Raw genomic sequence first — 401 nt, forward strand, 5'->3', positions numbered from 1 at the left:
GTTAATCGACTTGACGTTGCCCGAGACGCTCGCTCCTCATTTCCAAGGCGCCAAGTTCGGCGTCGATGGGATTCGCGAGTTGCTCGGTGTCCACGATCGTCCGCTCGTCATGAGCATCTTCAAAGGCGTCATTGGCCGTGACCTTGCGTTTCTCGAGCAACAGCTCCGCGATCAATTCGCCGGTGGCATCGATATCGTCAAAGACGATGAGATTTTATATGACAACCCGCTCACTCCGTCGCTCGAGCGGGCCCGAATCGGAGCGCGTGTCATTCATGACCACTTCGAAGCGACCGGGAAACGTGTTCTCTACGCCATCACATTGAGCGGCCCTGTGTTCGGACTGCGTGACCAAGCGCTCCGTCTCATCGAAGCGGGTGCGACGGCGCTCTTGTTTAACG

The 401-nt window shown here is 57.4% G+C and carries 1 pseudogene; it reads left to right on the forward strand.

What is annotated here, in order from left to right:
* Window positions 1–401: pseudogene (locus tag ETC00_RS20190) on the forward strand (RuBisCO large subunit C-terminal-like domain-containing protein); the annotation flags it as partial.

The sequence above is a fragment of the Brevibacillus sp. MCWH genome (assembly GCF_013096935.1).
GTDB lineage: Bacteria > Bacillota > Bacilli > Brevibacillales > Brevibacillaceae > Brevibacillus > Brevibacillus aydinogluensis.